Genomic DNA, 21,623 nt, shown 5'->3' with positions numbered 1-21,623 from the left:
CCTCCCACAAATGGATGAGTGTTGATCACAGAGGGCGTGATCAATATAAAACCTGTGGGAGGAAGCTCACCGCAATAGTGTCAGACTGAGCGACTCAGACCTGTCAGTCAGCCATAGCCTCTTCTGCTACCCGCTTAGTAGCCGTGGGCGACTCAGCACCTTTGGCTGGCTGGGTATCCGCCGCCTTCAGATCCTTGGCAAATGTCCCATCCACCTCGCCCTTGAAGAAGTTTTTGCCGTAGATCAGCAAACACAACACAACGCCAATCCCGAATGCCCAGCTCGCACCCTTGATCGCCAGTACCGCGCCGATCACGCCCGCGATACCCAAGTCGCGCTGGCTACGAGCTTCAAGAATGCCCAGACGCACACTCACATACCCCTGGATCAGCAACGTCAGCGACAGGGCAACACCGAGAATCGGCTGTACCAGAGTCACTACCGGCAACAACAGCAGACCGGTGTTGGTCCCCCAACGGAACGACCCCACACCGCCGATGATCGACTTCATCGCCTTCGGCCCACCTTTAAAACGCTCGATCACCACCACCAGCATCGCCGCCCATTTTGGGCCGCACATGGCGACATCCGGGCCAAAGATACTCATGAACGCATTACGCGCGCCGAAGATCAGGTGAGAGCGATCGGCGTTGTAGTCGACGACTTCATCAGTGCGGACAGTTTCTGCCTCATCGAGGAGCGATTTCGCACTAAGCACATCGCCGAAGACAATGATGTACACCGCCAGCATGGTCGGCAGCGCGGAGATGAACATAGACAGTGGCGGCATGCCCAGACCGAACACGGTGTAGTTGCTCCACAGCCCGGCGAAATCCGGTTTGCTGATGCCCCACTGAATGGTTGGCCAAGGCGCCTCACCGAACAGCGGCGCAATCACCACCGCCAACAGAATGATCGGCAAGATCCCCAGTTTGGCGAAGTTCCACCAGAAGCGGTTACGCTGCTTCAGTTCGTTGAAGTGCTGGGAGAAGATCAGATAGAAGGCGATGCCGACCGCAATGGAAATCGTCCAGGGCAGCACATTGAATTTACCGCCAACCTGGAACACCGCGATCACCGCACTCAAGCCGGCACCGACGATAATCCCGGATTTGATCGCCGAGGGCACATACTCCACAACCTTCTTCGCCATCCCGGTCGCCCCTAGGGCAATTGAAAAAACCCCCAGCATCAACTGGAAGGCAATCAAGGCGTGGACACGCTCCGGGCCCTCTGGAAATTGAGCACAGTAAGCCATCAACAGGGGTACCGCCGGGGTGATCCAGCCAGGTACGGTCGGGTCACCGAGCAAATGGTGCACGAGGTAAAGCAAGCCGTTGAGCATCACGACGGCCAGCGCGACCTCAAATGGCATGCCGAGCAGTTCGGTCATCAGCGGAATGGCGGCCAGATCCACGGCACACATCAGCAAGCCTTGGAGGTAGTCCGGAAGCTCGATTTTGTAGTGAATAAACGGCAACCGAACCTTGAAAGGACCCAGCGGGATGTACGGGCTTTCGCTCCGCTGCGCAGTAGTGTTGGACATTGAGTGCACCTGTTTTATTGGTCTTGTAATGGCAGACGCCCGAACCGGCAGACTGGGGCGTCGCGTTTTTCGGGATCAGTAGGCTGCGCGGTAGATTTTCTCAATATCAGTAGCGGTCAACTTTCGCGGGTTGTTGCGCATCAAGCGGTCGATCTTACTGGCCTCTTCGGCCATCGCCGGGATGGCATCCTCAGGCACGTTGAAACTGCGCAGACCGGTTGGGATATCCACCGCGGCGCATAGATCCGCCATGGCTTTGACAGCCTGATCCGCCGCATCCTTGTCGTTCAGGTCGGCGACACGCACGCCCATGGCTTCGGAGATGTCACGGAAGCGCTCGACGCAGGCCATCTTGTTCCACTCCATCACGTACGGCAGCAGCAGCGCATTACTGACACCGTGGGCTATGTTGAAACGTCCGCCCAACGGGTACGCCAGCGCATGCACCGCGCCTACCCCTGCGTTGCCAAATGCCATGCCGGCCATCAGGCTGGCGGTGGCCATGTCTTCGCGGGCCTGGAGGTTGGACGGATTGGCATAAGTCTTGGGCAGCGCCTTGGCGATCAGCTTGATCGCACCCAGCGCAATGGCATCAGTGATGGGCGAAGCATTCACCGAAAGATAGGACTCGACCGCATGCACCAGCGCGTCGACACCGCTGGCCGCCGTCACACTGCGTGGACAAGTCAGGGTCATGATCGGGCTGACCAGTGCTACGTCAGGCAGCAGGTAGTCGCTGACAATGCCTTTCTTCAGCTTCGCTTGCTTGTCAGAAAAGATTGCCACGTTGGTCACTTCCGAACCGGTGCCCGCGGTAGTCGGAATGGCAATCAGCACGGGGCCTTTGCGTTTCACTTGATCGACACCGAACAGTTCGGCCAGCGGACCTTCATGTCCGGCAAACGCCGCGACGCCCTTGGCGATGTCGATTGCGCTGCCGCCGCCCACAGCAATCAACCCGTCGTGGCTGCCCTCGCGATAGGTGCGGGTACATTCCTCAACGATGGCAATTTCAGGCTCCGGTTTGACCTGATCGAAAATGCCGTAACAGCGACCACCCAGTTGCGCCAGCGCCAGATCGACAGTGCCGGATTTCAACAGAACAGCGTCAGTGACGATCAGCGGGTTTTTGACATTGAGGCGAGTCAGTTCAGTGGCAAGCTGCTCGATAGCGCCTTGTCCAGTGATCAATTTGTTCGCGATTTTGAAAGCAGAGATGTTCATTGTGCTCGTCCAGGGATGTTGTTTTATTGGAAGACGTGCCAAATGAGTTAGCGAAAGACGTGCCAATACCCGCAAAGCCCTGTGGCGTGGGCCTTTACGCTGGTCACACGAAAGTAAGAGGGGTTTTTAGCGGTCAGTCCCGATTAGTTTTCTGATCGATTTATTCGGGGCTGATTAAAATCCTAATCAGAATGTTCCCAGCGTTTCATCTTCTGCACCACGGTCGCCTGACTCACGCCCAACGCCTTGGCCGCCAGGCGCGTGGTCTTGTGTACACGCAGCGCGGCACGAATTGCACTGCGCTCGGCGTTTTCCAATACCTTGCGCAGCGGTAAGCGGCTGTCATCGGTATTCAGCGGGTTGAGGTCGAGGATCTCCTCAGGCATGTCCAGCGCCTCAATAGTCCCGGTCTGATTGGTCACCACCAGCCGTTCGACGATGTTGATCAACTCGCGGATGTTGCCTGGCCAGGTGTAGTCGCACATCAGGTCGATTGCTTCGAGACTCCATTGAACCTGACGTTCATAACGGACATTGAATCTATCGAGGTAGTAATGCAGCAGCGGCGCAATCTCCTCACGACGCTCGCGCAGTGCCGGAATGTTGATCGGCACCACGTTGAGCCGGTAATACAGATCAGCCCGAAAACGACCTTCTGCCACCAGACGCTTGAGGTCATGGTGGGTGGCGCTGATGATGCGCACATCGACTTCCTTCAACTCCAGGCCACCGACCGGAATGAAGCGATTTTCTTCGATCACCTTGAGTAACTTGACCTGCACCGGCAGTGGCAAATCACCAATTTCATCGAGAAACAATGTTCCGTGATGCGCCAGCTCCAGCAGGCCACGCTTGCCTTTGGGGCCTGCGCCTGTGAACGCTCCAGGCGCATAGCCAAACAGCTCGGCTTCGATCAGATTCTCGGGCAGCGCACCGCAGTTGAGCGCGAGAAATGGTTCACTGGCACGCGGACTGGCGTTGTGGATGAATTGCGCTACGAGAGTCTTTCCGACGCCGGTTTCTCCCTGAAGCAAAACCTTCACCGAGCTACTGGCAACCTGCCGGGCCAGCGAGAAGACGCGGCCTGAAACCTCCTGATCGGCCATAAGCGGAGAACGCAGGAGGCTGTCTCGTTGACCAGCATGAAGTTTGGCGGTGCTGTTGCGCAGTTGTTTAAGCTGTTGCAACTCATCGCGCTCGTGTTTCATGCGCAGCAGTTCAGTCATGTCGCGTACGGTACTGACAACATATGAAATCCGGTTTTCAGCGTCGAGAATCGGCGTGGCGCTGACTAACAATTTCTTGCCCTGACTCAGGCTCTGCATCACCGACACCGGCCGACCTTCATGCAATACACGCAGTGTGGCCGATTGCGATAGGACGCCCTCCTTCACCAGCTCCTGCATGGATCGGCCGATGAGATCAGCACCACTGAGCCCGGTCTGGCGCTCATAGGCTTGATTGACCTTCAGCGTCTTGCCGTTGCCATCAGTGATGTAGACGCCATCATGCAAAGCGTTGAGCAGTTCTTCGAAACTGGCGTCGTTGACGTTCACCGGGGAGATTCCTTCGAGGGTGCGGAGCAGTCAAGTGTAAACGTTGTGTTGAGGGATGGAGAGCCCTCTCACGAACTGCTCCCACACCGCCCCGCCCACCTGGAAGAAACAGCAAAGACACTAACTTCAGAACAACCCGTACGAGCAGTTAGCTTGCTACAACAAGCAAAACGCTCAATGCAACAAGCCGTTTGCCAACTGGCACCTGTGCATTGAAGGTGTAGCATTGAGCGAATAACACGAAACCAACTTCCCCTACAAAAAAGCATTCAAAGGATGAAATAATGAAAACAACATTTTCTCACTTTGCCGCAGTAGGTTTCATTGCACTTGGCACTCAGGCTGTCGCTGCACCGCTGCTACAGGAGTACAACTTCAAGCAGGACGTAAATGCAACAATATCCCAAACAAACGCCTGGTTAGAGATCAGTAAATCTGCTTTCAAGCAAAATATCGAATTCGTAAAAAACGGATTATCGAAAGGCAGTAGCTTGTGCGCCGTGATGAAAGCAGATGCTTATGGCCACGGTATCGCATTATTGATTCCGACGATCATGGAAGCGGGCATTAATTGCATCGGCATTGCGAGTAATGAAGAAGCGCGAATTGCCAGAAAAGAGGGCTACACAGGAAAAATAATTCGCGTTCGGCAAGCCACGGAGGGAGAAATCGTCAGCGCATTGCCTTATGACATTGAAGAGCTTATCGGCAATGTACAGGCAGCCCTAGCCATCAGCACGCTGGCAGAACACAATGGCAAGCCCATCAAAATTCATCTCGTTACCAATGCGGGCGCCATGAGCAGGAATGGCTTGGAGCTTGCCACCGAGCAGGGCAAAAAAGACGTACTGGAAATCACCTCAATGAAGGGACTGAAGGTCACCGGGATCATGACGCACTTCGCCGTCGAGGATAAGGCCTTCGTCATGGAGGCCTATGACAAGTTCATGTCGGAGCAGGACTGGATCATCAAGACAGCCCACTTGAACCGTGACGAAATCACCGTTCATTGTGCCAACTCGTTCGCAACGCTTGACGTCCCGGCAACGCACTTGGACATGGTGCGTGTAGGAGGAGCGCTTTACGGTGATTTGATCGGCCGCGCCGAGCTGAAACGCGTCATGTCACTCAAAAGCAAGGTTGCTGCGGTCAACACCTATCCTGCCGGAAACACAGTGGGTTATGACCGCACCCTCACACTGACTCGAGACTCCAGGCTCGCCAACATCCCGGTAGGTTACTCAGATGGCTACCGCCGAGTGTTTACCAACAAGTCTTTTGTCGTCATCAATGGCGTGAAAGTGCCCACAGTCGGAAAAATTTCGATGAACACGGCTATGGTAGATGTGACCGACGTAAAAAACGTCAAGCCCGGCGATACCGTAACGCTCTATGGCAAACAAGGCGATGCCGAGATTACACAAGCTGAATTGGAAGACATCAATAACGGTGCACTGCTCGCCGATGTTTACACCATGTGGGGCACCTCAAACATTCGAATACTGGTCGACTAAAGCAAGAGGCCGTAACATGTGATGAAAAGCCACCTCATCAGGGTGGCTTTTCATTGCGCAGTTGCACTGATCCGCCAGTTGGCCAAAAACCGCACCAGAGTTCAGTTGGCAACGGAGCTTCGGCCTGGGCAGCGGTCATGGTTTTTTCAGGACGTCTGTTCCGTCTTTCAGCTCGCGGCATTTTTATCCGATGCACGCTGCGGCGTTAGGGCATAAGCACCATCGCCACACAGCGCGATAGCAATCAGCACCGCCGTCCAGAATACCGGGTACTCCCAGCCCCCGCCGGTGCTGCTGAACAGCCAGCCATTACCCGAGTGCGCCCAGGTCGCCCCCAACAAAACAGGAATGGCCGCCAAGGCCGCATAGCGAGTTTTAAAGCCCAGCACCAGCATTGCACCCGTGGTGACCTCAACGCCGAGAACCAGCCACGCCAACACACCCGGCAAGCCAATCGACTCAAAAAAACTTGAAGTACCTGACATTGTAAAAACGAAAATCTTTAGATACAGAGAGTGCGCCAGCAACGCAATACCAGCTGTCAGGCGAAGCAATAAAACACCATAGGAGATACCTTTAAAATCGTCCATATAACTTCCAAAATAACACTGACAGCGCACGTTGCGCTGCCTTCCGAATATAGTGTTGCGAGTAATCAGCAACCCTACAATCTGCAATTTAGCCATTACGGACTGCATATATGCACACTTGGGACTGGGACGATCTGCGCCTGATACTTGCCGTTGCCGAACACAAGTCTTTTGCCGCTGCCGGACGCGCACTTCATCTTAATCACACCACCGTGCTGCGGCGCATCAATGCGTTCGAAAAACTGCATGCAATTCGACTATTTGATCGCCTCTCGACCGGCTACACAATGACTGACGCCGGAGAAGAATTACTGCAGACAGCACAAATCATGAATATCGCCGTCAGCGAACTGTCCCGCAAACTCGAAGGCAAGGATCTGCGATTAGAGGGCATACTCCGCATTACCACCTGCGATACTTTAATGGCATCCATTTTACCGAAGGCACTTGGAGGGTTCAGTGAACTCCATCCCGAGATATCACTTGAAGTCACCACCGGCAATTTCATCAGCGATCTGGCCCAACGGCATGCAGATGTAGCAATACGAACCAGTGACAGTCCTCCCGACACATTGATCGGTAGGCGTATCGCCGATGTCAGGTTTGCCGTTTACGCTGCCAGGGGATTTTCTGAGCGTCATGGGAGCGTTGATCCGGCGCACTTCAATCGATGGCTTGCCCCGGATCTCGCGCTTGGTCAAATGGATATTGCAAAATGGCTGCGTGCCAGCGTTCCTGCAACGTCCATTGTTTTCAAGGCCGACTCTTTGGTCACCCTTAGGCAAGCAGCGCTGGGGGGCTTGGGAATAGCCGCACTTCCCTGCTATTTGGGCGATTCAACCCCCGGGCTAGAGCGGGTCCCGTTCGTAGAACTCAACGCCCTCAAAACAGGACTTTGGGTCCTCACCCATCAGGACCTTAGACATACCGCTCGGGTGCAGGCCTTCACCCGCTTTTTGAATGAAGCACTTCAACGTTCCTGGCCTGGACCGACAACCGCATGACCGTTGAGCAGAGTGACGTACTTCAGATGGAACGTAACCTTGCGTACCGTTCAATTGCGATTTTTTCCGGACAGTTACCTTCTTTATTCATGGGGGTCTTGCCGGGGAGGTAATCCCTGGTTTTCGCCAGTGCCACAATCATCGCGCTGGTGACTGTGCGGCTCCTGTCTCTCACTCACAAATGCCACTGGATCGGGTAAGTACTGCACCTGATCTCAACCAGCTCAAACCAGAAACTGTTCAACTAACCGAACCCAGTAACTAGCCCCCGTCCCCAGGCAGTCATCGTTGAAGTCGTACCCGGGGTTATGCACCATGCACCCCCCTTTCCCATCACCATTACCGATAAAGAGATAGCTGCCAGGACAATGCTCAAGCATCACTGCAAAATCTTCACTGGCAGCAATAGGTGCCAGGTCTTGAATCACCCCCTCTTCACCCAACCAATCAACAGCGACCTGTCGGGCAAACGCAGTAAGCTGAGGATCATTGATCAAGGGTGGCAATGATTCTTCCCTATCAACCTCCACACTGACACTGGCGCCGAAGCTAAGCGCCTGAGCTTGGGCAACCTGGACAATCCGCTTGAGAAGGTCGGCACGAACGTTAGGCTTCAAGGCACGAACACATAATTGAAGTACTGCATGCCCCGGAATGACATTGGGCGCCTCACCAGAGTGAAAGGAGCCCACAGTGATCACCGCCGTCTCCAGAGGATCCGTATTGCGCGACACAATACTCTGCAGCGCCATGACAATTGCCCCTCCAGTAAGTATGGGGTCAATGGCTTTATGTGGCATTCCGCCATGCCCGCCCGTACCATCAATTCGAATTACAACAGTATCGGTGGATGCCATGAACGGCCCGGCCCGAAAACCCAACTTCCCTACTGGCAACCCAGGCATGTTGTGCATACCGAACAACGCATTACAGGGAAATCGCTCCAGGAGACCATCATCCAGCATTTTCTGCGCACCCCCATCGCTTTCTTCGGCGGGCTGAAAGATGACCACCAGCGTACCGTCGAACTGCCGGCTGTTGGCTAGGTGCTGCGCGGCAGCCAGCAGCATTGCCGTATGGCCGTCATGACCACAGGCATGCATGGCGCCTGGATGCTGGCTCGCATACGGCAATCCGGTCTGCTCCTGAATCGGCAGCGCATCCATATCTGCCCGAATACCAATGACCTTACCTCCACAACCTTGCTGCAAACGCCCTACAACACCAGTCCCCCCAAAGCCACGATGCACCTCAAACCCCCACGACTCGAGCTTGGCAGCAACCAGATCTGAGGTTTTGAACTCCTTAAGGCTGAGCTCCGGATAAGCATGAAGCTGACGGCGCAACTCAATCATTTCAGCTTCAATGGCACGGATACCCGGCAGCATGGGTCGAACGGTCATGGACTTCACCTGTTTCATGTAAGGGAGGCTCGCCTGCAAAGTGCGAGGATATAAAGCTCATCAGCGTTAAGTGCTGCAAACTCTGCTCAATCACAGGCAGGCAGCTGTATTGTCTAGCGAGTCGTGAAACGCATCATGACGCGCCCACCTCGAGCGAGTTTGTAGCGCGCAGTGGCAAATACCCACGCCGTCGCTGGTTGATCTGGGAGGTACGTTTCGCGCCTGCTATACACGGCCAAGAATGTTTCTTGTAGCAAGTCCTCGATTTCACTTGGTTGACGCTGAAGTCTATTACGCAGAAATCCACGCGCATGAACACTTAGTTCAGTATCAAGAACTCAGGGTTCCCACTGAGCAGGAAAAACTATTAATAATCAGCAGCGTTCGACGTATTCAACTTAAGTACGGAAGCTATCCACCAGATGCTTGAGTCGGCTGGCTTGTTGCTCAAGGTCATCACAGGCGAGCAAGGTGGCCTGGAGATTCTCCACGCCTTCTTGGTTGAGGGATTTGATCTCGGTGATGTCCATATTCAGCGAGTCGATTACAGCGGTCTGCTCTTCAGTAGCAGTGGCTACAGACTGATTTATGCCATCAATTTCGCCAATACGCTGAGTAACGCTCCCTAGTCGCTCGCCAGCCTGGTTGGCGATAACCACACCTTCATGGCTATAGCGCTCGCTTTCGCTCATAGTGCAAACCGCCTCACGAGCGCCGACCTGAAGCTCCTCAATCATCGTATGAATTTCTTGTGCCGATGTCTGAGTGCGGTAGGCAAGACTGCGTACTTCATCCGCCACCACAGCGAAACCGCGACCTGCCTCGCCCGCCCGCGCAGCCTCGATAGCGGCGTTGAGCGCTAGTAGGTTGGTCTGTTCGGAAATGCCCTTGATCACTTCAAGGATCCGACCAATGCTCACCGTCTTACCATTCAGCGTCTCTATGTTGCTGCAAGATGCACGAATTTTTCCTGACAACTCGTTCATGGCGTTGATCGTCTGAGCTACCACTTGCCGGCCACCCTCAGCCTGAAGGCGTGCATCTGACGCCTGAAGTGAGGCATCACCGGCATTACACGCGATTTCCTGAGCGGCTGCACCCAGCTCGTTGATCGCCGCTGCAATGCTGTTGGTGCGATTGGCCTGTTCGTCGGAGTTTGCTATGGATGAGCTGGAGGCAAGCATCACTCGCTTTGCCACTTCGTTGACTTGTTCGGTCGCTGATGAGACTTCGCGTATTGAATGTTGGATTCGCTCCACGAAAAGGTTGAAGTCGCAGGCCAATTCTCCAAACTCATCTTGAGAATGCACGGCCAAACGTCGGGTCAGGTCCCCCTCCCCCTGGACTATATCGCGCATGGCTTTACCCATTAACCTCAGAGGTTGCATCAGTACGCGGATTAGCATGCCCAGTAGAAGCAACGTGATTAGCACGGCAATCAGAGTGGCGAAAATAGCTGAAACGCGGAAATCGCCTAACGCCTGGTAGGCTTTTTTCTTGTCGATGGACAAACCGATATACCAGTTGACCGAGGGCAGCCCCTTGACCGGCGAGAACATCAGAATATAAGGAACACCCGCCTGCCCGGTCTCACTGAAATGGGTGCTGATAGCGGGTGTGTCTTGCGGATAGATATCGATAAGATTTTTCATCACCAAGTCTTTATCCGGGTGAGCAAGTATCTTGCCGTCGGCACTGACCAGGAAGGCATAACCGATGCCGCCCAGATCGAGCGAACTGACAATTTTCGCCAGGGTATCCAAGGTCAGGTCACCACCGACCACACCGAGAGGTTGGTTTCCATGGTTAACCGGAGTAGCGATGGTCATCATCAACTGGCCAGTGGATGCATCCAGGTACGGCTCAGTCAAAGTCGTACCACCAGCGGCCATCGCATCCTTGTACCAAGGCCGTGTACGCGGGTCATAATCGGCGGGCAATTCGTCTTTTGGTCGCATCGCAAAGCTGCCGTCGATACCCCCAAGATAGGTGAAGTTAAATGTTGAAAGCAGCGTCTTCTGTTCCAGTAGGCGCACCACACTGTCCGGCGTATTGTCGCTGGCAACAGTCTGAGCGATGGTGTCTATCAGCAGAACACGTCCAGACAGCCAAGCCTGCACATTGCTTGCAGCAATTTTGCTCATCCCCTCAAGGTGGCTTTCGAGGTTTGTACGTATAGCGTCGCGCTGAAAATAATCGTTGTACAGTGTGAATAATGAGAATGCTGCAATGACTACGAGCGATGCGGCGAGCAGAACTTTGTGGCTGAACCTTAAGTGGACAGTCATTGGAAATTTACCCGAGATTAAAAATTTCTGCTTTTATTATTTAACTCCAACCGCAGGCCTTTAAGACCTGCGCCAGCTCATCTCATGCGTAGCCCGTATCATTTAACCTACACCACTAGTCGTGGTGTGTGGACGAATGTTTAACAACAGCCAATTCAGGGTAGGCAACCAGTTTGTCGATACACAGGTCCTCATTCTCCAACCAAACTTCCGTAAGCGCACGATAGTGCTTCATATCTGTACAGTGCATACGCAGGCTGTAGTCGAACGGACCACTGATAAGATGGCATTCCAAGACCTGAGAACAGCTATCTACACATGCTTCGAAGGCTTTTTGTGCAGTGCGCCGATTCTGGCTCGATATAGCGACCAATACCTGTAGTGACAATCCCGGTGAGACCTTTTGCACATCGATGAACGCACCATAACCGCGAATCACCCCTAGCCTCTCCAACTTGCGTACACGTTCCTGGCAAGGGCTTGCGGTCAGGTGCACAAGTGTTGCCAGTTTCTGGTACGTGATGCGCCCGTCATGGCGTAATACGTCAATGATAGCCTCATCAATACGCCCCAATGTTCGTGAAAAATCGGGATTTTTTTCCTTCCTTTTCATTGTTGACTCTATTCACTTCAGTCCATTAGACAGAAATTGTTGAAGGCGCTCGCTGTGCGGATTATCCAGAATCTCTGCCCCACCCTGCTCCTCGACTCGGCCTTGATGCAGAAACAGTAACTGGCTCGACACCTTGCGGGCAAAGCTCATTTCGTGGGTCACCATGATCATGGTCCGGCCTTCTTCGGCCAGGCCCTGAATCACCTTTAGTACTTCGCCCACCAGTTCCGGATCCAGCGCCGACGTCGGTTCGTCGAACAGCAGAACTTCCGGCTCCATCGCTAATGCTCGTGCAATCGCCACTCGCTGTTGCTGACCGCCAGAGAGAAATGCTGGAAACTGCTCCGCAACACGCGCTGGCAGCCCCACCTTGTCCAGATAACGTCGGGCACGATCTTCGGCATCTTTTTTGCTGACACCCAGCACCCGGCGCGGGGCCATCGTGATGTTTTCCAGAACGGTCATGTGGCCCCACAGATTGAAGTGCTGGAAGACCATGGCTAGACGGGTGCGCAGCCTTTGCAACTCAGCGGCATCGGCCACCTGCATGCCATGATGGTTCTTGACCATGCGAATCTGCTTGCCGTCCAGGCTCATGGCTCCGTCATTGGGTGTTTCGAGAAAGTTGATGCAGCGCAGGAAGGTACTTTTGCCTGACCCACTGGCGCCGATCAAACTGATCACATCACCGGTTTTGGCTTTCAGAGATACGCCCTTGAGTACTTCGTGGTTACCGTAACTCTTGTGCAGTTCTTCAACAGTCAATTTGTACATGTGCGCAATCATCCTCTAAGGGAAAATGTGGCGTCGCTGTGCAGCTGTGACAGCCGGCGACAAAGCCCGAGGCCTAATGAGCGGCCATATGGAGTACCAAGCCCTAATGAGCCGGACCAAGGAAAGCCAGCCAACGGCGCTCGGCGATGCGGAATAGTCCGACAAGCGCGAAGGTAACCATCAGGTAAATCAGCGCAGTAATACCGAACGAATGAAAGGTCAGAAAGGTCGCCGAGTTGGCGTCGCGAGCAACTTTCAGAATGTCCGGGACGGTTGCAGTGAAGGCCACGGTGGTCGAATGCAGCATCAGAATTACTTCGTTGCTGTAGTACGGCAACGAGCGACGTAGCGCCGATGGCATGATCACGTAGGCATAGAGCTTCCACCCCGTCAGGCCATAGGCCTTCGCAGCTTCGACTTCGCCATGGGCCATGTTGCGAATTGCTCCGGCGAAAATCTCCGTGGTGTAAGCGCAGGTGTTCAGCGCAAACGCAAGGATGGTGCAGTTCATCGCGTCGCGAAAAAATGCATCGAGCACCGGTTGTGCACGAACTGCAGCCAGGCTGTAGATCCCGGTGTAGCAAATCAGCAACTGGATATAGAGCGGCGTTCCCCGAAACAGGTAGGTGTAGAACTGTACGGGCCAGCGCAGGTAACACTTGGATGAAACCCGGGCAATGGACAACGGGACCGACACCAAAAAGCCGATGAAGATTGAGGCACTGAGTAACCACAAGGTCATGGCCAGCCCCGTGATCTGGTGGCCGTCGCTATAGAGAAAAGGTTTCCAGTAATCCTGCAAGAGTTCGATCATCGTACAGCCTCCCGGGAACCTGCCGCATAACGCCGTTCCAACCAACGCAAGACATAGTTTGAAGTACTGGTAATCACCAAATAAATAAGCGCTGCCAAGACCAGAAAATAGAACAATTGATAGGTGCTTTTACCAGCGTCCTGGGCTGCCTTTACCAAGTCAGCAAGGCCTATGATCGAAACCAGTGCAGTGGCTTTGAGGATGACCATCCAGTTGTTACCAATACCCGGTAAAGCAAAACGCATCATTTGCGGGAAGACCACAAAGCGAAAGCGCTGAGTGCGACTTAAGCCATAGGCGGTGGCCGCTTCCACCTGTCCACGGGGCACAGCTAGCATCGCCCCGCGAAAGGTCTCAGTGAAGTAGGCACCGTAGATAAACCCCAGCGTGATGATCCCGGCAACAAACGGATTGATCTCTATGTATTCCCAATCCAGTGCTTGCGTAATCCCGGTCAACCAGGTTTGCAGGCTGTAAAAGATCAGTAGCATCAGCACGAGGTCCGGCACCCCGCGAATCAGGGTTGTGTAGAGCTGTGCCGGGATTCGCAGGAGTTTGACACTGGAAAGTTTGGCACTGGCCCCGATAAGACCAAGCAGCACGCTCAACAGCAGCGAGAGTATTGACAACTTGACGGTCATCCAGGCGCCCTCCAGCAACAGAGGACCGAACCCTTTCATGCTGTATGTGGAGAGCCCGAGGGCCTGCAACAGTATTTCGAACATAATTCAGGAACCTATCGCGATAATAAAGCGCCCGCCCCAAGGACGGGCACCGGGGCCTTACTTGCCGCTATAGAGATTCAGATCACCGAAGTGTTTTTTCTGGATTAAGTCATAGGTACCGTCATCGTGTAACGCTTGGATGCCCTTATCCAAAAAGGCCTTGAGGTCTTTGTTACCTTTAGATATACCAATAGCTGTTTTGGCTGGCAGTAACTCGCTGTCAACAGGCTTGCTGACTTCATAACCAGTGCCTTGGGGGGAATTCAAAAAACCCAGCTGAGCTTGCAGCATGTCCTGGATCGCCGCATCGAGGCGACCGGAAACCAGGTCGTAATAAACCTGATCCTGATTCTGATAGGCCTGAGTTTTGACACCAGCCTTATCCAGAACCGCTTTGGCATAGGCTTCCTGGATACTTCCTTGCAAATAGCCTACGGTCTTGCCCTTAAGGGAAGTAACCTCTACGCTCAGACCAGAATTTTTCTTGAACACGTAAGAGGTTGCGCCGGAGAACAGCTCATTAGAGAAGTCGATGACTTTCTCGCGGGCTGGGGTCACCGTCATGGAAGAGAGAATGCCATCGAACTTGTTGGCCTTCAGGCCAGGAATCGTGCCGTCGAAATCGCTCTCGACCCATGTACACTTGACCTTCAATTTGGCACAGATTGCATTACCCAGGTCGATGTCAAACCCCGTCAGACTACCATCTGCGGCTTTAGACTCGAATGGGGCGTAAGAAGCATCAACGCCAAAACGCAGTTCTTTGTACTCCTTGGCCAGAGCGACATTCGCGCAAAGTGGGAAAAGTGCTAACACGAAGAGCTTTCGAAGCGAAATCATATGAGAATCCCTAGATGTTGTAGTTTGATTAAGGGCAGTTAACGATTTTACGACTTTAATCCTTGTACAGGACACTGATGGTACGCCGATGGCTCGCACATCCAAATATGGCAAACAGATCAAAATTATGAGCAAACCGCTCGTAACAGAGAGCAATCTGCTTGACTGAAAACCTGTTTTGCAAAGGTAAACAAAAAATCAGCGCATGAATTCCCTCAGGAAATGCTGAGGCGTCACTCCAATCCTTATAATTTATTTTCTAACCAAAACAGAAAAAATCAAGCTGAAGCCAGCTTCATCATTACAAGACCGCTGACAATTAAGACAGCTGCGACAACTCGCATAAGGCTGGCAGGTTCGCCTAGAAAGATGATACCCACTGCAAACGCGCCAACAGCACCAATGCCAGTCCAAATTGTATAAGCAGTACCAAGCGGTAGACTTTTCATGGAAAATGACAGGAGAGCAAAACTTGCCATTAGCATTACCAAGGTAACAACAGTCGGCCCAAGCTTGGTCATACCTTCAGATTGCTTCATGGAGAAAGCCCAAACAACTTCAAGTACCCCTGCAAATATTAAACATATCCAAGCCATGATAAGCCTCCATTGAAAGATCCGTCACGACCAAGACGAATACAACCTATATGTATTGGGGCCGCGCCCCTGAAAATAAAAATAATGGATCGGGCTCTTAAAAAAGCCCCCGCTGGTACGGGGGCAAAGGAGGGTTACCGACCAGACCATATTTTGAGCAGTGCCGTACATCCAACGCTAAAGGTGCCACCAATTTTTTAGCGTTCAGATCATTTGAATGTCTCGTCCAAGGCCAGGGAAATATCTTTGATCAAATCGTCCGGTTCTTCGAGCCCCACCGAAAACCGAAGGTGACCGTAGGTACGGAACTCTTCAGGGTACTTGTCAAAGCCGCCTCGGCCTTCCGCACCCACATGAACGATGAGGGACTCATCGTGCCCGAGGGATACTGCAGAAGTGATGATGCGCAGATTCGAAACGAACCGATTCTGAGTATCTGGATCGCCCTTTACTGCAAAAGCCATCATCGCCCCATATCCCTTGCCTGCAAATTGCCGACGGGCTAGTTCATGCTGCGGGTGGGACGGAAGCCCCGGATAGTAGATATAGGCTATACGATCATCCGAATTGAGAAACTCAGCCAATTTTTCAGCCGTATTTAGAAGTTGTTTCAGTCGCAGAGGCAGCGTGACTGAACCGCGCATTATCATCCAGGCGTTAAATGGAGAGATGGTCGCGCCGAGGTCAACAAGAGCGTCATTCTTGATCTTGGTAATCATCTGAGTGGAACCGATAACCACCCCGCCCATGGCATCACCATGGCCATTGATATACTTCGTCAGAGAGTGGACGACCAGGTCGACCCCGTGCTGACTGGCACGGAAAAACGGAGGTGGAGTGAAAGTAGCATCGACGGAAATCAGTGCCCCGTGTGCATGGGCAATTTCAGCCAGCGCAGCGATATCTGCAACCTTAGTAGTTGGATTAGCAATCGTCTCAGTATGGATCAGTTTGGTATTAGGGCGGATCGCTTGGCGAACAGCCTCTAGGTCACCTACGTCGACAAATGTGGCTTCAATGCCATAACGCTCAGGCAAAAGCTCCGCGAAAAGACGCCATACAGCCTGATACGTAATATCACTGACAATGACGTGGTCACCGCTTTTCAAGAAAGAGAAAAACACTGAATGCAGAGCGGCTACGCCGGTAGCAAATACAACCGCAGCTTCGCAGCCTTCGAGTGCAGCAAGTTTCTTTTCAAGGCATACCTGGTTATGCCCCTGGTTCCGCGTGTACACAAGGCCGTCTGGGCTAGACCAGTCCATCGTGGCCGGATCTTCAGGCAAGAGATAAGAGTTAGCCATCACCAGCGGAGTGCGAACAGCACCGGTAGTGGTGTCGGTTACGTTACCACCATGAACTGCGAGTGTAGCCGCCGAAAGTGTGGACAGATTCTTTTTATCAGGACGCATGTCTATTTCCTCCAAAGTTATTTTTTTGTTGGGTGTCATTGATTCTGAAGGCGAGTGAAAGAAGGATGATTGGTCTGATCTGCCCGGACCAATTCTTGATTTTTGTCAAAGACTAATTCACCACTCTCAATTGCACGAACACGGCCACGAACCATGTACCAACCAGCAACAAGAGCGGCGGCATAAAACGGCAGCGAAGCAATCGAGTACGTACCTACGGGATAATCGAATGCGATAAGAACCAGAACCAAACCGAAGAACACCAAGGTCGCGTAACCACTGTAAGGCGCAAACGGCATTCGAAACCCCGGACGCTCCAGATCACCCTGTTGGGAGTATTTGAAGAGCTTGATCTGACACAGGACGATTGTTGACCACGAACCGATCAACATAACGGCAGTGAGTGTCAGCGCAATTTCAAAGGCTTCACCCGGAACAATGGCGTTAAGTACGACACCAATTAGTGAAGCAACGGTCGTCAGCATGATGCCAGCGAACGGAACACCTTGACGGTTCATCTTGGCCAGGAAGCTAGGGGCTGATCCGTTGATTGCCAGCGAGCGAAGCACCCGGCCAGTGGAGTAAATGCCAGCGTTCAGAGAAGACACGGCCGCGGTAATCAAGACCATGTTCATAATCGCGTCTGCCCCCTTGATCCCCAGCGAGCCGAAGAACGTCACAAACGGGCTTACCCCCGCCGAGTACGCTGTGTGGGGGAGCAGCATTGCCAACAGCAATACAGAACCAACGTAAAAAACAATAATGCGGAAAACAACTGCCCGAATTGCTTTCGGCATGACTGTAGCGACGTCTTGGGCTTCGCCAGCTGCAGTACCAACCAACTCCACACTGCCATACGCAAATATCACCCCCTGGATCATGATTACGGCGGGCAAAAGGCCTGATGGGAACCAACCGCCATTGTCAGAAATCAGTTTGAACCCGACCTCATAGCCTGGCAGCGGAGTGCCGAACAACACCATGTAAATGCCGATCCCAAGGAAGGTCGTTAATGCAGCCACCTTGATCAGGGCAAACCAGAATTCAAGTTCACCAAAAATTTTTACCGAGACAAGGTTAATCGCAGTAACAAAACCCAATGCTCCCAGTGCCAAGGACCATTGAGGAATGTCGCCCATGAAAGGGACATAGGCTTTGAAGAAATTCAGGTAGAGCGCTGTCGCTGTGAGATCTGCAATGGCAACCATTACCCAGTCAGTCCAGTACATCCATCCCACGGCAAAAGCCCATTTCTCACCGTAGAACTCTCGAGCATAGGAGACGAACGAGCCCGAGGATGGGCGATACATCACCAGTTCGCCCATAGCCCGAATGATGAACCACGCAAAAAAGCCACAGATTGCATAGACAAACACAAGCGCGGGTCCGGCTTCAGCGAGTCGTGCGCCTGCGCCCATGAATAGACCACTTCCGATTGCCCCCCCTATGGCAATCATCTGAACCTGGCGAGGCTTGAGCACCTTTTGGTAGCCCGCATCTTCTGCGCTGAAGTCTCTCTTTCGAGTTGCACCAGACGATGGCACGCGTGTGGGATTAAGATCATTCACACTCATTTTGTTACCTTTTATTGTTGTATTGGGCAAGGCTCTATCGACCAGAAGAGCCTTGCCGAGGACCCGATTTAATCCTAGGGATTCACATCGATCCTTTAATCAACTTCCGCCAACACCGTTTAAGCAGATCACTTTGGGTTGCGTCATATCTTCATACGCAAAACGCACACCTTCACGCCCCATGCTGCCGTATTTTGAACCACCAAATGGCATTGCATCAAAACGATAGTCAGATGAGTCATTAATCATGACGCCGCCGGCTTCGAGTCGTTTAGCTGCTTTCATGGCGACATTCAAATTGCTGGTGAAAATACCCGCATGCAAACTGTATTCTGGTTCATTAGCCAGTGTCAGCGCCTCATCCAGCGAGCCCACGCGTTGAAGAATGACAACCGGACTAAATACTTCCTCACACCAAACTTTACAGCTTTGGCTAACATTCTCCAGGACCGTCGGAGAGTAAAGCGAGCCTTGGCGTACATTACCGAATAACAGGTTAGCCCCTTTATCCATTGCCTCGATAACTACTTCTTCAGTGCGTTTTGCAGCAGCTTCAGTAATCATTGGCCCAACATCCGTGCTTTCATCAGCAGGATTTCCCACGACTAAAGCACTTGTCTTCACAACGAATTTATTTTTGAACTCTTCATATATTGTCTCTTCAACAAGAATTCGTTGGGTACCGATACAATTTTGCCCGGCAGCCCAAAAAGCGCCTGATACACAGGACTCAACGGCTTCATTCAGATCACAATCGCCCATGACGATAACCGGGGCATTGCCCCCTAAATCCATCGCCAGTTTTTTAAGGCCTGCATTGCGAGAGATCTGCTCACCGGTAACAAAACCGCCCGTGAAGGAAACCATACGTACCGCTCGATGAGCGACCAGTGCCTTGCCCAGCGCGGCCCCTCCAGTTGCAATGGACGCGACCGCAGGAGGAAGACCCGCAGCGTTCAGGCAGGCCACCAGCTTAATGGCAGATAACGGAGAGAGCTCAGAAGGTTTGAGTACAACAGCATTACCGCCAGCGATCGCAGGCCCCAACTTGTGAGCGACCAAGTTGAGTGGGTCGTTGTATGGGGTAATTGCAACAATTACACCCAAAGGCTCCCGAGTAAACCATCCCTGACGGGACTCGGATCCTACATAGGAGTCAAACGGAATCACTTCGCCAGCATTACGTTTGGCCTCCTCAGCGGACAGTTTCAGCGTATTGACGCAGCGTAAAACCTCCTTTCTCGCCTGCTTGATCGTTTTTCCCGACTCGGCAACAATCAGACTGGCAAACGCCTCCTTGTCGCTCTCGACCAAAGCAGCGGTTTTTTCCAGTATGCGAGCACGTTCGTGCCTTGGTAGTTCTTTGGCGATCAGCGCACCAAGCTTCGCCGTATCAATGATCGCAGTGGCAAATGAAGCGGGCATGTCCGTCACCTCTCCAACTGCAGCGCCATCATACGGGCTCAAAACTGTTATGGTTTTATAATCAACAGCGAGCGAAAGACTCAAGCTATTCATGATCATTTGCCTATCTTAGTTTTGTTCTTGTGAATGCTGACGATATCCGAGAGTAAGGCGAATGCTGTTTCAAACCGACCTGCACCCGCTCCGACAACCGTTACCGGACCCAGGACATTTGTAGTAAAGGTAATTGCATTCGTTGCACCACTCACACCGGCCAGTGCGTCCCCCTGAGGCAACAATTGAGGACTAACAGATGCAGTGATGGAGCCATTGCTCATTTTTTCCGCGCTGCCAATTAGTTTCCACCGGGCATTGGCCTTCGTTGCTTCGGCGATATCTGTTGACGTGATCCCCGAGATGCCTTTGCAAAGGATATCGCTCGGCGTCAACTTCGCTCCCAGAAGCTCATTCGCCAAAATGACTACTTTAAGACGAACATCATGCCCTTCCACATCTGCGGTGGGGTCAGCTTCTGCGTAACCGAGTTCCTGAGCCTTGGCGACTGCATCAGAGAAGTCGAGACCTTCTTCCATGCTGGAAAGTACGAAATTGGACGTACCATTCAAGATGCCCTTAAACCCGCTGATTTCCGAGCCGGCCAGCGACTCTTTAGCCAGACGAATGACGGGAGTGCCGCTCATTACCGAGCCTTCAAACTCGAATTGGGCACCGGTGCTTCTGGCCAATGCTTTCAGGCTTTCAGCGTGCAACGCCACCGGCCCTTTGTTGGTGGTGACCACACTGATACCTTTTTCCAGAGCCCAGCGACAGAAAGTTGTAGCTGGCTCTCCGTCTACAGGGTTGGTGAACGTAGCCTCGGCGATAAGATCGGCCCCCGAGAAACGGATAACCGTCTCATTGGCAGGCTCAGCACTGCCCGCTGGCAATGTTCTAAACCCCCCTTTTACAGCAGGAACTGCGGCCAATTCGTGGGCATCCAACCCGTTCTTATTGATAATGGAGCCAAAGTAAAGGTCACTGACACCAACAATTTTTAGCTTAAAACCAAATTCATTAGCCCAGTGCTCGTTCTTATCTGCAATGAGCTGCGTCAACGCACGGTTTACACCACCAAAACCAAGCAAAGCAATTTTATATTCAGTCACGACATGGGCCTCATTGTTATGTTTTCGGTACTGAAATACTAAACTGCAGCAGTGCTCATACGAACATGGCAAACCGATCATTGTTGCGAGCAGAATGCTCGCAGGAGAGAGCATTTTGATTTCCTAGCAACCTACTTCGTGCAAGACAATACAAATGACGTAACCGTATTCAAAACTCCTGGCAACGTGGATATGTCGCTCCAGACCCGATGAATACAATCCGAACTTGCCGCTTCAACTGTCACTACAATATCCAGGTCACCACTCATCACATTGCAGGACACGATCTCAGGCATTGAGACAATTGAACGCACTACTTCAGCACCGCGCATTCGGTCTTTTCGATACACAAAAATAAGGGCATTAATTGGCGCAACCTCGGAAGGTGGCGCACCTTTGATTATGGTATAACCCCGGATATATCCGTCCCGCTCCAACCGTTCAATCCTGAGCCTGACAGCATTCCTGGACAAATTAACTTTCATGGCAATGTCATTATGCGCAAGTCGAGCATTACGAGTAAGCTCTTCCAGTATTTTTTCATCCGTCTTATCTAAAGCGCGTTTCATCTCTAACTCCA

Annotated in this window: 20 protein-coding genes and 1 pseudogene; 2 read left to right on the top strand and 19 right to left on the bottom strand. The window is 52.6% G+C overall.

The features are described 5' to 3' along the window. Positions 1-103: 103 nt before the first annotated feature. The 3 genes from PMA3_RS09725 to PMA3_RS09715 form a co-directional block, all read right to left on the bottom strand. Complete coding sequence (locus tag PMA3_RS09725) at positions 104-1,546, bottom strand: hypothetical protein (RefSeq protein ID WP_064676941.1); 1,443 nt, start codon at positions 1,544-1,546, stop codon at positions 104-106. A gap of 75 nt (positions 1,547-1,621) precedes the next feature. Then, positions 1,622-2,770: an iron-containing alcohol dehydrogenase gene (locus PMA3_RS09720; protein ID WP_064676940.1), complete on the bottom strand. Its 1,149-nt coding sequence runs from the start codon at positions 2,768-2,770 to the stop codon at positions 1,622-1,624. Between the two features lie 182 nt (positions 2,771-2,952). Beyond that, entirely contained in the window at positions 2,953-4,326 is a 1,374-nt protein-coding gene (locus tag PMA3_RS09715) for a sigma-54 interaction domain-containing protein (protein WP_064676939.1), read from the bottom strand. A gap of 284 nt (positions 4,327-4,610) precedes the next feature. On the opposite strand from PMA3_RS09715, the gene alr reads away from it, so the two are divergent. Further along, a complete protein-coding gene (gene alr, locus PMA3_RS09710; RefSeq protein WP_064676938.1) occupies positions 4,611-5,840 on the top strand; it encodes an alanine racemase in 1,230 nt (409 codons plus the stop codon). 167 nt (positions 5,841-6,007) lie between these two features. Here the strand turns inward: alr and PMA3_RS09705 are convergent, their stop codons facing one another. Further along, positions 6,008-6,526 carry a DoxX family protein gene (locus PMA3_RS09705; RefSeq protein WP_237140703.1) on the bottom strand — a complete coding sequence of 173 codons (519 nt, stop codon included), beginning with the start codon at positions 6,524-6,526 and terminating at the stop codon, positions 6,008-6,010. A 14-nt stretch (positions 6,527-6,540) separates the two neighbouring features. Between PMA3_RS09705 and PMA3_RS09700 the strand changes: the two genes are divergently transcribed. Further along, the gene (locus PMA3_RS09700) at positions 6,541-7,434 is read left to right on the top strand and encodes a LysR family transcriptional regulator (protein ID WP_064676937.1); all 894 of its coding nucleotides are present in this window, start codon (positions 6,541-6,543) and stop codon (positions 7,432-7,434) included. A 224-nt stretch (positions 7,435-7,658) separates the two neighbouring features. Here the strand turns inward: PMA3_RS09700 and PMA3_RS09695 are convergent, their stop codons facing one another. The 15 genes and pseudogenes from PMA3_RS09695 to PMA3_RS09635 form a co-directional block, all read right to left on the bottom strand. Beyond that, on the bottom strand, positions 7,659-8,837 hold the full coding sequence (locus PMA3_RS09695; RefSeq protein ID WP_064680654.1) for a M20 aminoacylase family protein: 1,179 nt from the start codon (positions 8,835-8,837) through the stop codon (positions 7,659-7,661). 113 nt (positions 8,838-8,950) lie between these two features. Further along, positions 8,951-9,094: a hypothetical protein gene (locus tag PMA3_RS30625; RefSeq protein ID WP_237140702.1), complete on the bottom strand. Its 144-nt coding sequence runs from the start codon at positions 9,092-9,094 to the stop codon at positions 8,951-8,953. A gap of 141 nt (positions 9,095-9,235) precedes the next feature. Further along, on the bottom strand, positions 9,236-10,021 hold the full coding sequence (locus PMA3_RS33555; protein WP_371856325.1) for a methyl-accepting chemotaxis protein: 786 nt from the start codon (positions 10,019-10,021) through the stop codon (positions 9,236-9,238). A gap of 72 nt (positions 10,022-10,093) precedes the next feature. After that, positions 10,094-11,125: pseudogene (locus tag PMA3_RS33550) on the bottom strand (HAMP domain-containing protein); the annotation flags it as partial. Positions 11,126-11,240: 115 nt separating this feature from the next. Next, positions 11,241-11,738: an Lrp/AsnC family transcriptional regulator gene (locus PMA3_RS09685; protein ID WP_064676935.1), complete on the bottom strand. Its 498-nt coding sequence runs from the start codon at positions 11,736-11,738 to the stop codon at positions 11,241-11,243. A 12-nt stretch (positions 11,739-11,750) separates the two neighbouring features. Beyond that, positions 11,751-12,512, bottom strand: coding sequence for an ABC transporter ATP-binding protein (locus tag PMA3_RS09680; protein ID WP_064676934.1), 762 nt, complete (start codon positions 12,510-12,512; stop codon positions 11,751-11,753). A gap of 103 nt (positions 12,513-12,615) precedes the next feature. Next, complete coding sequence (locus PMA3_RS09675) at positions 12,616-13,326, bottom strand: ABC transporter permease (protein ID WP_064676933.1); 711 nt, start codon at positions 13,324-13,326, stop codon at positions 12,616-12,618. Beyond that, complete coding sequence (locus PMA3_RS09670) at positions 13,323-14,051, bottom strand: ABC transporter permease (protein ID WP_064676932.1); 729 nt, start codon at positions 14,049-14,051, stop codon at positions 13,323-13,325. The genes PMA3_RS09675 and PMA3_RS09670 overlap by 4 nt, the downstream gene beginning before the upstream one ends. 57 nt (positions 14,052-14,108) lie before the next feature. Then, positions 14,109-14,891, bottom strand: a complete 783-nt coding sequence (locus tag PMA3_RS09665) for a transporter substrate-binding domain-containing protein (RefSeq protein ID WP_064676931.1) — start codon at positions 14,889-14,891, stop codon at positions 14,109-14,111. A 278-nt stretch (positions 14,892-15,169) separates the two neighbouring features. Then, the gene (locus tag PMA3_RS09660; protein ID WP_064676930.1) at positions 15,170-15,487 is read right to left on the bottom strand and encodes a DMT family transporter; all 318 of its coding nucleotides are present in this window, start codon (positions 15,485-15,487) and stop codon (positions 15,170-15,172) included. 209 nt (positions 15,488-15,696) lie between these two features. Further along, positions 15,697-16,899 (bottom strand): trans-sulfuration enzyme family protein, encoded by a 1,203-nt coding sequence (locus PMA3_RS09655; RefSeq protein ID WP_064676929.1) that lies wholly within the window; start codon positions 16,897-16,899, stop codon positions 15,697-15,699. A gap of 35 nt (positions 16,900-16,934) precedes the next feature. Further along, positions 16,935-18,473, bottom strand: coding sequence for an amino acid permease (locus tag PMA3_RS09650; RefSeq protein WP_064676928.1), 1,539 nt, complete (start codon positions 18,471-18,473; stop codon positions 16,935-16,937). A 99-nt stretch (positions 18,474-18,572) separates the two neighbouring features. Further along, entirely contained in the window at positions 18,573-19,991 is a 1,419-nt protein-coding gene (locus tag PMA3_RS09645; RefSeq protein WP_064680652.1) for an aldehyde dehydrogenase family protein, read from the bottom strand. 2 nt (positions 19,992-19,993) lie between these two features. After that, a complete protein-coding gene (locus PMA3_RS09640; RefSeq protein ID WP_064680653.1) occupies positions 19,994-21,043 on the bottom strand; it encodes a homoserine dehydrogenase in 1,050 nt (349 codons plus the stop codon). A gap of 131 nt (positions 21,044-21,174) precedes the next feature. Beyond that, the gene (locus PMA3_RS09635; RefSeq protein ID WP_064676927.1) at positions 21,175-21,612 is read right to left on the bottom strand and encodes an Lrp/AsnC family transcriptional regulator; all 438 of its coding nucleotides are present in this window, start codon (positions 21,610-21,612) and stop codon (positions 21,175-21,177) included. Between the last annotated feature and the right edge of the window lie 11 nt (positions 21,613-21,623).

It is taken from the genome of Pseudomonas silesiensis, assembly GCF_001661075.1.
Classification (GTDB): domain Bacteria; phylum Pseudomonadota; class Gammaproteobacteria; order Pseudomonadales; family Pseudomonadaceae; genus Aquipseudomonas; species Aquipseudomonas silesiensis.
The sequence above is the reverse complement of the archived record's forward strand: the minus strand, read 5'-3'. Positions and strand labels throughout refer to the sequence as shown.